Origin of the sequence: Paenibacillus sp. URB8-2 (assembly GCF_013393385.1) — a bacterium.
Taxonomy (GTDB): Bacteria; Bacillota; Bacilli; order Paenibacillales; family Paenibacillaceae; genus Paenibacillus_AQ.
In genome coordinates, this window is record NZ_AP023239.1 from 1,668,208 (window position 1) to 1,682,674 (window position 14,467).

Annotated in this window: 6 protein-coding genes and 1 pseudogene; all 7 read left to right on the forward strand. The window is 44.0% G+C overall.

Features of this window, described 5'->3' with window-relative positions:
* Positions 1 to 48: 48 nt before the first annotated feature.
* Positions 49 to 3,117 (forward strand): anti-phage-associated DUF499 domain-containing protein, encoded by a 3,069-nt coding sequence (locus PUR_RS07815; protein ID WP_179034754.1) that lies wholly within the window; start codon positions 49 to 51, stop codon positions 3,115 to 3,117.
* On the forward strand, positions 3,114 to 3,701 hold the full coding sequence (locus PUR_RS07820) for an anti-phage-associated DUF3780 domain-containing protein (protein ID WP_179034755.1): 588 nt from the start codon (positions 3,114 to 3,116) through the stop codon (positions 3,699 to 3,701). Before PUR_RS07815 ends, PUR_RS07820 begins: the two co-directional genes overlap by 4 nt.
* Positions 3,701 to 6,538 carry an anti-phage-associated DUF1156 domain-containing protein gene (locus PUR_RS07825; protein WP_179034756.1) on the forward strand — a complete coding sequence of 946 codons (2,838 nt, stop codon included), beginning with the start codon at positions 3,701 to 3,703 and terminating at the stop codon, positions 6,536 to 6,538. The genes PUR_RS07820 and PUR_RS07825 overlap by 1 nt, the downstream gene beginning before the upstream one ends.
* 3 nt (positions 6,539 to 6,541) lie before the next feature.
* Complete coding sequence (locus PUR_RS07830; RefSeq protein WP_179034757.1) at positions 6,542 to 9,259, forward strand: phospholipase D-like domain-containing anti-phage protein; 2,718 nt, start codon at positions 6,542 to 6,544, stop codon at positions 9,257 to 9,259.
* 131 nt (positions 9,260 to 9,390) lie between these two features.
* A pseudogene (locus PUR_RS07835) lies at positions 9,391 to 9,600 on the forward strand (IS256 family transposase); the annotation flags it as partial.
* Positions 9,601 to 9,904: 304 nt separating this feature from the next.
* Positions 9,905 to 11,101, forward strand: coding sequence for an exonuclease SbcCD subunit D (locus tag PUR_RS07840; RefSeq protein WP_179034758.1), 1,197 nt, complete (start codon positions 9,905 to 9,907; stop codon positions 11,099 to 11,101).
* Positions 11,058 to 14,150 carry an AAA family ATPase gene (locus PUR_RS07845; protein ID WP_179034759.1) on the forward strand — a complete coding sequence of 1,031 codons (3,093 nt, stop codon included), beginning with the start codon at positions 11,058 to 11,060 and terminating at the stop codon, positions 14,148 to 14,150. The genes PUR_RS07840 and PUR_RS07845 overlap by 44 nt, the downstream gene beginning before the upstream one ends.
* Positions 14,151 to 14,467: the final 317 nt, after the last annotated feature.

Genomic DNA, 14,467 nt, shown 5'->3' on the forward strand with positions numbered 1-14,467 from the left:
AATCCCGGCGTCCATGCTAGGTTAAAGAGAAAAGGAAGGAACTTATAAATGAGAACAATCAAATCAGCATGCCAATTACAACCCAAGGCCCTTGAAATAAATGTTGGTGATCAGATCGAGCAACTGGATCAGATCATTCATGACACAAATGGGCAGGATTATTTCAAGAAAACATTCATAACAGACGGAATGAAAATTCTTCTATCCAAAGGTATGGCACGTCTTGCTGGAAAGTCAAACGATACTGTGTTCCATCTTAAACAAGCCATGGGTGGTGGTAAGACACACTTGATGGTTGGATTTGGACTACTTGCAAAGGATTCGGCGCTTCGGGAGACAAAAATAGGCTCGATTCCATATCAGTCCGATTTTGATGCGGCAAAGATCGCCGCTTTTAATGGACGTAACAATCCTCATACATATTTCTGGGGAGAAATTGCCCGTCAGTTAGGTAAAGAGGGTCTTTTCAGGGAATATTGGGAATCCGGTGCAAAGGCTCCTGATGAGCAGTCATGGATAAAACTGTTCGAAGGTGAAGAGCCTATTCTTATACTTTTGGATGAAATGCCGCCATATTTCCATTATTACAGCACTCAAGTATTGGGGCATGGAACGATCGCAGACGTGATTACCAGAGCATTTTCTAACATGCTGACAGCAGCTCAGAAAAAGAAAAATGTTTGTATTGTCGTATCTGACCTGGAGGCCGCCTATGATACTGGCGGAAAGTTGATCCAACGTGCTCTTGATGATGCTACACAGGAGTTGGGACGTGCGGAGGTTTCGATTACTCCGGTTAACTTAGAATCTAATGAAATCTATCAAATTCTTCGCAAACGGCTCTTTCTCTCGTTGCCGGAAGAAAGCGAGATAGCAGAGATTGCCTCCGTTTATGCGTCAAGGTTGGCAGAAGCAGCAAAGGCCAAAACAGTTGAAAGAAGTGCTGAAGCATTAGCCAACGATATTGAGTCAACCTACCCATTTCATCCAAGCTTCAAGAGTATTGTTGCCCTGTTTAAGGAAAATGAAAAGTTTAAACAAACGCGTGGTTTGATGGAGTTGGTTTCACGTCTTTTAAAATCGGTTTGGGAAAGCAGCTATGACGTGTATCTGATTGGTGCTCAGCATTTTGATCTTTCCATTCATGATGTCCGCGAGAAGCTTGCTGATATCTCAGAAATGCGTGATGTGATTGCAAGAGACCTCTGGGATTCCACAGACAGCGCTCATGCGCAAATCATCGACATTAACAGCGGTAATCATTATGCAAAACAGGTTGGAACTTTGTTGCTAACAGCAAGTCTTTCAACCGCTGTCAATTCTGTAAAGGGTCTTACTCAAAGTGAGATGCTTGAATGCTTAATTGATCCCAATCATCAAGGAAGTGGGTTCCTAACCGTATTCAATGAGCTTCAAAAGTCAGCATGGTATTTACACCAGACCCAGGAAGGCCGTAACTATTTCAGTCACCAGGAGAACTTAACAAAAAAGCTGCAAGGCTATGCAGATAAAGCTCCGCAGAACAAGGTGGATGAATTGATCCGCCATCGTCTTGAAGAAATGTATAAGCCAGAAACTAGAGAAGCTTATGAAAAAGTATTGCCTTTGCCTGAAATGGACGAAGCAGCTGCTGTTCTAAAGACAGGACGGGCACTCTTGATTATTAGTCCTGATGGAAAGACCCCTCCAGGTATTGTTGCAAACTTTTTCAACGATTTGGTTAACAAAAATAACGTGTTAGTTTTGACTGGGGATAAGTCATCTATTGCCAGTATTGATAAGGCAGCTCGCCATGTCTATGCAGTAACAAAAGCGGATAAGGAAATTCCTGATTCACATCCGCAGCGAAAAGAACTAGATGAGAAGAAAGCTCAATATGAACAGGATTTCCAAACCACTGTTCTTTCTGTGTTCGATAAACTTATCTTCCCAGGAAATAATCGGGGGGAAGACGTACTTCGACCTAAAGTTCTTGATAGTACGTATCCATCCAACGAACCCTACAATGGGGAACGGCAGGTTGTAAAAACGCTGACTTCCGACCCCATTAAGTTATATACCCAGATCAGCGAAAACTTTGATGCCCTTCGTGCCAGAGCCGAGTCTTTGCTTTTCGGTTCTCAGGATGAGGCACGTAAGACTGACTTACTCGACAGAATGAAGCAGAAGACTCAAATGCCGTGGCTTCCAAGTCGTGGGTTTGACCAGTTAGCTATTGAAGCTTGCCAGCGCGGTGTATGGGAAGACCTAGGCAATGGCTATATTACGAAAAAGCCGAAACCCAAAATGACAGAGGTCATTATTAGTGAAGATACTTCACCGGATGACTCCGGTACGGTGCGTTTGAAGGTCGATGTGGTGAATGCAGGCAATAGTCCTCGAATCCATTTTGCTGAGGATAGCGAAGTTTCCGAAAGTAGTCCCGTACTAAGTGACAACTCACTCGCAACCAAAGCACTGCGCGTACAGTTTCTAGCCGTCGACCCCACTGGGAAGAACCTAACTGGTGCTCCTACAACATGGAAGAATCGCTTGACACTGCGCAATCGGTTTAATGAAGCTTCTCGAACAGTAGAGCTGTTTGTTGCACCAAGAGGTTTAATTAAGTACACCCTAGATGGGTCAGAAGCTCGAAACGGAACGGAATATTCAGGGCCCATCCAATTGGGAAATGAAGAAACGACAGTTTATGTCTTTGCAGAGTGTGAAAGCCTTGAGGAAAAGCGTACCTTTACCTTTTACAAATCCGGCTCCAAGGAAGTTCCCATTATGAAAGAGGCTCCTGCGATTTGGTCTAGCCCATCACCAAAACGCTTGGATAGTTCCTCAAAAACATATGAGGGATTGAAGATGGCCAAGGAGAAAAGCATTGAATTTGAACAGGTGACACTAATGGTGGGTTCTGCACCTAAGGTCATCCATTTATCCCTTGGTGAAATGAAGATCAGTGCAGGGTTTATTGAAAAGGAGCTGGCACATCTTCAAACCCTCCTTAGCCCTGACGCACCTGTTATTATGACATTTAAAAAAGCCTACACGCCAACTGGTTACGATTTAGAGCAATTTGCCAAGCAGCTAGGTATTGAGATAGGCAACGGAGAGGTAGAACAAAAATGAGCGGCACTACTGATTTTGGAGCACCAACAGAATTTGGAATGCACCATTTCTATGTGGACATTCCCGCGGCTCCACGTGATGCTATCTGTATTTATGAGGACTTTGGCTTCGATGGCGATGAAGCTCGCCGCGAAACAGTTGAATGCAGACTGATTCTTGCTCGAGAACTCTGGAACAAAATTCGGGATGAAGCCAGGCGAGACTTTAATGCACGCTTAAAGAACAAAAAGCAAAGTACTGGAAATTGGACAATCGGGAAAGTTAAGCTGGACCGCTTTCTGGGAAGGGAGTTGTGCGTCCTTGGCTGGGCGGCGGAGCATGCCTCGCCTGATGAGTGCCTTGTCATATGCCAAAAGTGGCTAGCATTGCGTCCCGAGGAACGCTGGTGGCTTTACAGCAAAACTGCCTCAGAGGCAGGGCATGAAAATCAATCAGGGCACGGCTGGCGCAAAGCACTCTACTGCGCATTGTCTGACGGTTCGAATATTAAGCTTGAACCCAAAAAGAAGCCAAAGAAAAAACAGAAACCAGAAGAACAGGAGCCCCTGACTCTTTTTGATTTCATAGAAAAGGGAGATATCTAATGGCACTAGCACCATTTGAATGGAAAGACAGACCGTCACTGATTGAACATCTGTTTCCAGTTCAGAAAATATCTGCTGAAAGTTTTAAGGAACAGGAAGCTCGTCAAAGTAAAACACTAACTCCGCTCGGCAGTTATTGGAAGGGCAGAAAACCTCTTGTACTGAATAAAGCGTGTATTTTGGGGTCACTACTTCCTGCCACAGAAGATCGTCTTAAAGATCTAGAAATCTTTGAACTATTGATGGGGATGGATTCTAGATCCATGCAAAAACGTATTGTAGCAGCTCTGCCAACTTCAAAACAAAGTACTGTCGGTGAATATTTAGTTTTACCGTACAATGAACAGGTGAAGAACGCAAAAAGACCTGAAGAGATAGGGGATTCACTTTTCACCCATGTTTGGACAAAAGTGAACAACTACCTTGGCACTTCGGCTACCTCCTTTCCAGAATTAATAGAACAAATCGGGATAGCACGCTTTGGGCGACGCCCGAGAGTTGCAGATGTTTTTAGTGGTAGTGGTCAAATCCCTTTTGAAGCTGCCCGTCTTGGTTGTGATGTTTATGCTTCGGATTTAAACCCTTTAGCATGTATGTTGACTTGGGGGGCTCTGAACATTGTTGGAGGACGATCTATAGATACAAATCGTGACTTTCGTCAAGAGCAGTTAACAGTATTGGAAAAAGTCCGTTGTGATTTGGATGCGTTAGGTGTTGAGAATGACGGAAACGGGTGGTATGCCAAAGCATTTTTATACTGTGTAGAGGTCAAGTGTCCTGAAACAGGTTGGCTAGTCCCTCTTTTACCTAACCTCGTAAGTTTAGGGCATTCTGTTATTGCTCGATTAATACCCGACCCAACTAATAAGCGGTATGATATTGCCATTGAGTATGTTGATGAATTGGATTCAGAATATATAAGCACAGGAAGTATTCGTTCAGATGGTCCAAGGCAAGATTCATATGTATATCACATTGTGGATGGTAAAGAGTACCGAATCAAAATTCCAACAATTCGAGGAGATAATAGAGACGGCACAAATAATTTAAGGCTTTGGGAGAAAAATGACATTATTCCTAGAGAAGATGATGTTTTCGGGGAACGACTGTATGCTATTCTATGGACTAACTCGAAAAATAACTCTCGAAGCGCTAGGCAGGAATTTCGTTCGGTCACTGGTGAAGATTTGGTAAGAGAGCAAAAGGTTGTTAATTATGTTGCCGAACATCTGAAAGAGTGGCAAGAAAAGGGCTACATCCCCGATATGGTAATTGAAAAGGGATATAATACTGATCAGCCAATTCGTGAGAGAGGCTGGACCCATTGGCACCATTTGTTTAATCCAAGACAGCTGTTGGTTAATGGATTAATCAACAAACATACTTCAGCTAATTTCAAATTTGCTTTTACACAAGTCTTAAATAATAATTCGAGACTTAGTCGATGGAATTCCAGAAGTGGTGTAGGTCAAACCGCAAGTGTATTTGACAATCAGGCCTTAAACACCCTCTATAATTACGGTTGCCGTGGTTTCTCCTTTTTAGATAGCCTTTTATCGCCAGCATATAAGTCTTACAGGGTTCCAGATGAAATAAGTATAAGCATCAACTCTCAGCCTGCCCAGAATATTGATAGTGTTAATGATCTCTATATCACTGATCCGCCCTATGGAGATGCGGTGAAATATGAAGAAATCACCGAATTCTTTATCGCATGGCTTCGTAAGAATCCTCCTCAGGAGTTTGCCCACTGGACTTGGGATAGTCGACGTTCAATCGCAATCAAAGGCGAGGACGAAAGTTTCCGCCAAGGGATGGTGGCAGCATATAGGAAAATGGCTCAATACATGCCGGATAATGGAATTCAAATTTTAATGTTTACCCACCAAAGCGGTACTATTTGGGCTGATATGGCGAATATTGTATGGGCGAGTGGTCTGCAGGTAACCGCCGCTTGGTATGTGGTCACAGAAACGGATTCAACCTTACGTGATGGTGCCTATGTAACTGGCACAATCATGCTTGTCCTACGAAAGCGAAAAGAAAATCTCGAAACATTTCGGGACGACCTCGGTTGGGAAATAGAGGATGCCGTTAGAGAACAAGTTGAATCCCTTGTTGGATTAGATAGATCTATTAGAGCTCAAGGATCAGAAGGACTCTACAATGATGCTGACTTACAGATGGCTGGATATGCAGCCGCTTTGAAAGTTCTAACAGCTTACTCCCTTATTGACGGTAAGGACATGGTCACCGAGGCAGAAGCGCCTCGTCAAAAAGGTAAAAAGACCTTTGTGGATGAATTGATCGAATTTGCAGTTCAGACAGCCGTCCAATTCCTTGTCCCGTTGGGCTTTGAAAAAGGGGAATGGCAGAAGCTGCAAGCCGTAGAGCGGTTTTATCTTAAGATGGTGGAAATGGAGCATCAGGGTGCCAATACTCTGGATAATTACCAGAACTTTGCCAAGGCCTTTAAAGTCCATCACTTTGATCAGTTGATGAGTGACGGATCCAAAGCCAATTCCGCACGTTTGAAACTCTCGGCTCAGTTCAAAGGCGCGATGATGTCTGAAGACACTGAATTTGGGAAGACGCCATTGCGGGCTTTACTTTACGCTCTCTATGAACTCTACAAAGAGGTGGAAGTAGAAGACGTGCTCTTGCACCTGATGGACAATTGTCCTAATTATTTACCCAACAAGACCTTACTCTCCAAAATGGCAGATTATTTGGCGGAAAAACGTGAAGGTCTGAAAGGCACAAAAACCTTCAAACCCGATGTTGAGGCGAGCTGTGCACGCATACTTTCGGAGGCAATAAGAAACCAGAGGTTATAAGATATGACGTTAAAGCGGTTTTCATCACGAACGGAACGGTTGGATACAGATTTTTTGGCCGAAACTCTTAGAGGCGCATCTAAGTACTTCCGAATTGCGGGCTATTTTAGGAGTTCAATCTTTGAGCTGGTTGGCGAGGAAATCTCTAAAATTCCTGAAGTAAAGATTATTTGTAATTCTGAACTGGACCTGGCTGATTTTCAGATGGCAACAAGGCGGAGTACGGCCCTTAAAGAGCATTGGAACGAAATAGATGTTGAAGCGGAAGCGCTCCTAAAAAAGGAGCGCTATCAAATCCTAGATAAGCTATTGCAGTCTGGAAATGTGGAAATAAGGGTTGTGCCGCGAGAGCGCCTGTTCCTTCATGGAAAAGCAGGATCTATACATTATCCTGATGGTAGTCGCAAGTCTTTCATTGGTTCTGTTAATGAGTCGAAAAGTGCCTTTGCCCATAACTATGAACTGGTATGGCAGGATGACGATGAGGAAAGCGCTGATTGGGTAGAGAGGGAGTTCGGGGCCTTGTGGAACGACGGTGTTCCTCTGCCGGAAGCCATACTTGCAGAAATCAATCGTGTGGCTAATCGTCGGGAGGTCACGGTAGAAGTATTGAAGCCGTCTGAGGTCCCGGCTGCTGCAATGGCTGAAGCTCCGATATATCGGGGCGGAGAACAATTGCAGCCCTGGCAGCGCTCCTTTGTAACCATGTTTTTGGAGCATCGAGAGACTTACGGTAAAGCCCGCTTACTTTTAGCTGACGAGGTCGGGGTTGGTAAAACGCTCTCCATGGCTACTAGTGCTCTGGTGAGTGCTCTTCTTGAAGATGGTCCCGTTCTCATTCTTGCTCCGTCCACGTTAACAATTCAATGGCAAATTGAGATGATGGATAAGCTGGGGGTTCCCGCGGCTGTCTGGTCTTCTCAAAAAAAGGTGTGGCTTGGTGCTGAAGGGCAAATTTTATCTCCCCGCGGAGATGCATCTTCAATAAAAAAGTGTCCTTATAAAATTGCTATCATATCGACTGGATTAATCATGCACCAGCGGGAGAGGTCTGAGTTCGTCAAAGAAGCAGGAATGCTCCTTAAGAATCGATTCGGGACAGTCATTCTGGATGAAGCACACAAAGCACGGGCAAGAGGTGGGCTGGGCGATAAAGCAGCTGAACCGAATAATCTTCTTGCTTTCATGCATCAAATTGGAAAGCGTACTCGGCATTTGATTCTCGGTACTGCAACCCCTATCCAGACAGACGTGCGGGAGTTATGGGATCTTTTGGGGATATTAAATAGTGGAGCAGAGTTTGTTCTTGGTGATTCATTATCCCCTTGGCGAGACCATGAACAAGCGATCCCGTTAGTAACTGGGAAAAGTCTGGTCGCTTCCGAGAGAGAGGCTTGGCAGTGGTTGAGCAATCCACTGCCTCCATCTAATGAACATCATATAGTCCAGCAGATTCGAGACCATTTATCAATAGATACCCATTCTTTCTTTAGCGCTCACCGGTTTGAAGACCTGGACTACATGATTCAGAACATTTGGCTTTCTGAATGTTTGGACCCCAGATTTTTCAAAGAAAATAACCCTGTATTGCGTCACACCGTTTTAAGAAAGCGAAAACAGCTTGAAGACGATGGCCTGTTAGAAAAAGTCGGCGTTAATACGCATCCGATAACCCGAAACCTGGCACAATATCAGTCTCGCTTTGTCGGCTTGGGGATTCCAACAAACACACCCTTTCAGGTAGCATATGAAAAAGCCGAAGAGTTTTGCAAGCTTCTTCAATCCAGAACCAAAGCTGGCGGCTTCATGAAATCCCTGATGCTACAGCGTATTTGTTCGAGCTTTGCATCTGGGTTGAAAACTGCACAGAAAATGCTTAAGCATTCTATTTCGAATGAAGATGAGGACCATACTGAAGAGGTAGAACATATTCTTTCTGAAATGACGCCTGCAGAAGTTGCCTGTCTCAAAGCAATAGAAACACAGCTATCACGTGCTGAAGCAGTAGATTCTAAACTCAATACCGTGAAGTGGTTCTTAACTGAATTCAGGACAGACGGGAAGACATGGCTTGAACATGGATGTATTATTTTCAGCCAGTACTACGATACGGCGGAATGGATTGCCAAAGAACTTGCCAAATCTTTCAAAGGTGAAGTTGTGGCCGTATATGCAGGGGTAGGGAAGAGTGGACTTTTTCGGGGCGAGCAATTTAACAATGTTGAACGTGAAGTCATTAAGGCTGCTGTTAGAACCCGCGAAATTCGGTTGGTAATAGCAACCGATGCGGCATGTGAGGGTTTGAACCTTCAAACATTAGGTACCTTGATTAACATCGATCTTCCGTGGAATCCATCTCGACTGGAACAGCGACTGGGTAGAATCAAGAGGTTCGGACAGGCTCGTAAGTTCGTTGACATGCTCAATCTTGTTTACAGTGAAACACAGGATGAGAAGGTCTATAATGTTTTATCTGAACGGCTGCGCGACACCTACGACATATTTGGCAGCCTTCCTGACACCATCTATGATGAATGGATTGAGAACGAAGAAGAGCTTAAGGAACGAATGAACGAATACTTGCACGAAAGAAAAAAGGCTCAGGATGCTTTTTCAGTAAAGTATCGTGGAACCTTAGATCCTGCGGCACATTTATGGGAACGATGTGCTTCTGTTTTATCTCGTCGGGACATTGTAAATAAACTTAGTGAGCCTTGGTGATAAGATCCGTATCCGCACGTTCTGTGCTCAGGAGGTGGGACACTGGAATTTTCAAAAAACTGAAACGAAACGGGCGCGGTACTGCCTATAATAGCAAGTAAATGCTCCACTTCGTTTCACTCAAATTGGGAATGAACAAGGAAATCCGGAAGCGACTGAAGCCGATGAATAGCCTCACCAATATGGACGCTGTAGAGAAAATTGTCTACCTCGACTTCACAGACTACAACGAGCGTTTTGCCGAACGAGTCACTCGCGACTTTGGTGATGCTGAAGTCAAAAAGAAACTGAACGCGATGTTTGAAGCACGATATCCCGTTTCGCCCATGCAAGAAGAGTAACTTTTGCTCTGGGTTCTTTAGGGTGGGGCCCTCCACCCAAAGAACCTTCATACCAATGCATGACACCAAAGAAATATGTATAAAGAATTTGATCATATATTTCCTTATTATGCTATAAGATTAAAGGAGCACATGGGAACTAAACAACTATCAGCATAATTTTCACAAATAAATACACCATAAGAACAAAAGTTCGCTGACAACCCTTTGTCAGCGAACTTTTGCTAATAATAGAGTTACATTATAACAAGGAAACTAGTCACGGCTAAGTTTGGTATAAGACTATCCGAAAGGACGAGAAACGATGAAAATTTTCCACACGGCAGACTGGCATCTCGGCAAGCTGGTACAAGGCATCTATATGACGGAGGACCAGCAATATATCCTTGAACAGTTTATCATGGATATTGAAACAGAGCAGCCCGATGTCATCATTATCGCAGGGGATCTATACGATCGTGCGGTTCCGCCGACGGAGGCAGTACAACTGCTTGATAAGGTACTGGAAACTATCATATTACAGTTGAAAATCCCTGTGCTGGCGGTCGCGGGTAATCACGATAGTCCGAGTCGGCTTGATTTCGGCAGCAGCATTATGAAAGCATCGGGGCTACATATCGCAGGAGAACTTACCAATCCTATGGAGTCCGTGGTCTTAAGTGATGAGAATGGTGAAGTTCACTTCCATCTCATTCCTTATGCAGAGCCGGGGAAAGTACGTTTTTTACTTGGTGATGAGAGTATTAGAACTCATAATGATGCCATGCAGAAGATCACGGACAATATTAAAAGAACGATGGATCCGAGCGCACGCCATATTTTTGTTGGACATGCTTTTGTAACGCCTGGGGGTGTAGCTCAGGATAATACAAGTGACTCTGAACGGCCGCTGTCAATTGGTGGGGCTGAGCATGTGAGCTCCGAATATTTTAACGGATTCCACTACACAGCATTAGGTCACTTGCACCAAGCTCATTATGTAGGCAACGAAACGGTACGATATGCCGGCTCGCCTCTGAAGTATTCCATTTCGGAAGAAACTCATAACAAGGGATATTTGATTGTTCATCTGGATGAACACGGAAACACAACGATTGAGAAAAGATTGCTGACACCGCGACGCGACATGCGGACAGTCGAAGGCCTGATCGCAGATATTGAGCGGCATGCAATCAATGAAGATTTTGTGTTCGTTCGCTTGCTGGATGAAGTATTGGTGTCATCGCCAATGGAACGGGTACGCTCGGTCTATCCAAATGCAATGCATGTTGAACGGAAGATGACTATCTCAGGGTTGATTAGGGAGTCACAGGCGGTTGATGGACGAGCAAAGATGGATGGACTGTCGCTGTTCAAAGCTTTTTATCAAGACGTAAAAGGAACAGAACTATCGTCAGAAACAGAGAAGTTGTTTATCGAAACGCTGCAGGAAATCCTGGAGAAAGAAGGTGAGCGTTATGAGACCGTTGAAGCTGACAATGACGGCGTTCGGGCCGTATAAAGATACAGAGGTTATTGATTTCTCCGAGCTTAAAGAGCACCGCTTGTTTGTGGTATCTGGAAATACGGGTGCAGGGAAAACTTCTATTTTTGATGCAATCTGTTTTGCTCTGTATGGAGATGCAAGTGGTGAAGATAGAAATGATAACAAGATGCTCCGCAGTCATTTTGCCGATGATCAGACACACACTTCTGTTGATTTGGAATTTGAACTAAAAGGTCGGATATATCGTGTATTTCGGCAGTTGGCCCATGTGAAGTCCGGAAACAAAGGTGCGACAGGCGATAGCTATGAATTATACGAAATCAACAGTGGACAGGCTGTCCCGATTGTCGATCGCTTTATTGTATCGCAGGTGGATGAGAAGATTCGCGGACTCATAGGACTCACCAAGGAGCAGTTTAGCCAGATCGTTATGCTGCCACAGGGTGAATTCCGCAAGCTGCTCACCTCAGAGACTGAGAATAAGGAGGAGATCTTGCGCCGGATTTTCAAAACCGGATTATATAAACAGGTCACCGACCATTTAAATGAACAACGTAAGGAGATGCAGCAAATCTGCTCGGAGCAGGCAAAAATGTTGGAATATCATATCGGCAATGTGAAGGGTTCTCTTGGCGGACGTGAAGACTCTGACCTGTACAAGGTATTTGAGCAGGAGAACCACAATACTTTTCAAGTACTTGAAGCATTAGATAAAGAGATCGAATATTATACTGTACAACTGAAAGAAAAGAAGCTGCTGCTGCAAGCTGAAATGACCAAGTTCCAAGAACATACGGCAGTCTATCATCAAGCTCAAACCGTGAATGGGCAATTTGATCTTTTGGATCAGAAATCTGAGGCAAAACAACAGCTAGTCGCGCAAGAGGATGTTATCATGCAGCAAACGGTGCAGCTTTCACTCGCAGAGCAAGCGGTTCATCTTCAGGTCTATGAACGGCATAATATTGAAATGACGGATGAACTAAGCCGTAAAAGCCAGTTACTCGAAGCTGCGCTTGCAGAATGTCTTCAGGCTGAAACTGCTCTCAATACGGCTACTGCTCTCTATAAGCAGGAAGAGGGAAAGGAAGAATTACGGAATCAATCTTTACGTGAACTGGATCGGCTTCAAGGATATTTGCCAGTAGTAAAAGAGATTGATCAGAGACAGCAACGAGACACGAAGCTTGCGATAGAAGTGGAGGCCTTGTCTAAGCAGTTGAATAATGCAATTGATGAGCTGGAGATCAAGCAAAACGAACGATCGTCTAAGGCAGCACAAGTTAAGGAATTTGAAGAAAAGGTTCTTCATTTGCCGGCAAAGACAGAGAAGCTTAACCTTTTAAGACAGCAGGCTGTAACTATGCAAGAATATCTGGGCCTTTTAGAAAAACTTACAAAGGAACAAACAGAGGAAAAAGGGAATAAAGAGTCATTTGAACAAGCAGATCAGGCGTATTTTGCAATTGAGGAACGCTGGATTGAAGGACAAGCAGGATTACTCGCAAGCCATCTTCATGACGGTGAGTTATGTCCGGTCTGCGGAAGTCTTGATCATCCCCAAAAAGCGGCAGCCACCGGCGACATTCCTACCAAAGATGAGCTTGAACGGATGCGTATGGAGAAATCTTCATTTGAAAAAAAATACCTCGAGGTAAAAGCGAAACTCACAACTACTGAACAGCAGATTCAAGAGAAGCAGCAACAGTTGCTGGAACAGGGGTATCCTTTAGAAGAGATTCAGGCTATTTACGCCGATCTGCTAATAGAGGTAAAAGTGCTGGCTGAAGAGGAAAAGCAACTGAAGGAATTTAATTCTATTTTGGTTCCACTTAAGCAAGCATTAGATACATTGGATAGCAAATTGGAGGAGTTACGCAAACACAAGGAACATACTCAAAATTTGTTCAATAACAAAAATACGGAACATGTAACTGAGAAAGCGCTATATGATCAATCGTTATCTAACTTGCCAGAAGATGTGCGTAGTCTCGAGAAACTAGAGCAGCATATCAAGATTACAGAGGTTAACAAAAGGCAACTGGAGGGCGCATGGAAGCAAGCACAGAGTCAATACCAGGAGGCGAATGAACGGAACATCAAGGCATCTGCAAGCCGAGTCAATGCTGAGAATATGAAGAGAGAAGCAATTGCCAACAAGGAAAAAGCTCTTCAAAGTTACCTCGGAGCGTTAGAACAGGCCGGGTTCGCTTCAGAAGAAAGCTATAAAGCAGCGAAGATGAGCGATGAAGCTCAAGCTGAGCTGAGGAAACAAATTGAAATGCACAAGGCCTCCTTGGCATCGGTAACCAAGCAAATTGAGGAATTAACTTTAATATTGGAAGGGAAAGAACGTCAAGATCTTGCCGTACTGCTGCAGAGCCTTAAAGAGCTGGAGCAATCTATTGATATCGTGCGTGGAGAGTATTTACAAGCTGAGAATAACTTTGATAAAGGTACGGAATTTAAGACGAATATTCTTATGGCCGAGCGTAGCTGTCAGAATGCAGAACGTGAACACCAACTCGTGAAAGATTTGTATGATGTTGTGCGAGGAGAGAATAGTAGAAAGATCTCTTTTGAGCGCTATCTGCAAATTGAGTTTTTGGACAAGATTATATACAATGCAAACCATCGCTTACAGAAGATGTCGGGAGGACAATACTACCTTATCCGCAGTGACCGTATGGAGAAACGCGGCAAGCAAAGTGGTCTAGGATTTGATGTGTATGACAATTACACCGCTCAGCTGAGGGATGTGAAGACATTATCCGGCGGAGAGAAATTTAATGCTTCGCTGTGTCTAGCGCTAGGAATGGCAGATGTTATTCAAGCCTATGATGGCGGTGTTTCACTAGAAACCATGTTTATCGACGAGGGTTTTGGTTCGCTGGACGAAGAGTCCCTGAACAAGGCCATTGATACTCTGATTGACTTGCAACAGTCCGGCCGAATGATTGGTGTGATTTCACATGTCCAGGAGCTGAAGCAAGCGATACCGGCGATCTTAGAGGTTAAGAAGACAAGAGAAGGGTATAGTTATACTAATTTTTATGTGAGTTAGATGCTATTAATGTATTTGCAGTATTATATCTACCTCCCTCATCCTCCCCATCAGGAGGATTTTTTATGCGAACATACACTCGCTGACAGATTATTGCTTTTTCAATGATGTACAATAGTGGAAAATAAGTGTCGAAAAAAGGGATATTTATCCGAATTATTGAATAAGTCTATTAGACTATATATTGAGATTCCTCAACATCGGAGGTGTTTATCATTCTGGAGCAAACCGGTCAACAAGAGCTCATTAGAGATCGCTCAATTCGATTATTTAGCTATTTGAAAGAGCTAACTCTTCTACGCACACCTGTTATTTAC

Excerpts from the sequence above, each read along its gene's own strand:
- PUR_RS07820 (WP_179034755.1), top strand. The coding sequence starts at position 3,114 with ATGAGCGGCACTACTGATTTTGGAGCACCAACAGAATTTGGAATGCAC.
- PUR_RS07825 (WP_179034756.1), top strand. The coding sequence starts at position 3,701 with ATGGCACTAGCACCATTTGAATGGAAAGACAGACCGTCACTGATTGAA.
- PUR_RS07845 (WP_179034759.1), top strand. The coding sequence starts at position 11,058 with ATGAGACCGTTGAAGCTGACAATGACGGCGTTCGGGCCGTATAAAGAT.
- PUR_RS07830 (WP_179034757.1), top strand. The coding sequence starts at position 6,542 with ATGACGTTAAAGCGGTTTTCATCACGAACGGAACGGTTGGATACAGAT.
- PUR_RS07815 (WP_179034754.1), top strand. The coding sequence starts at position 49 with ATGAGAACAATCAAATCAGCATGCCAATTACAACCCAAGGCCCTTGAA.
- PUR_RS07840 (WP_179034758.1), top strand. The coding sequence starts at position 9,905 with ATGAAAATTTTCCACACGGCAGACTGGCATCTCGGCAAGCTGGTACAA.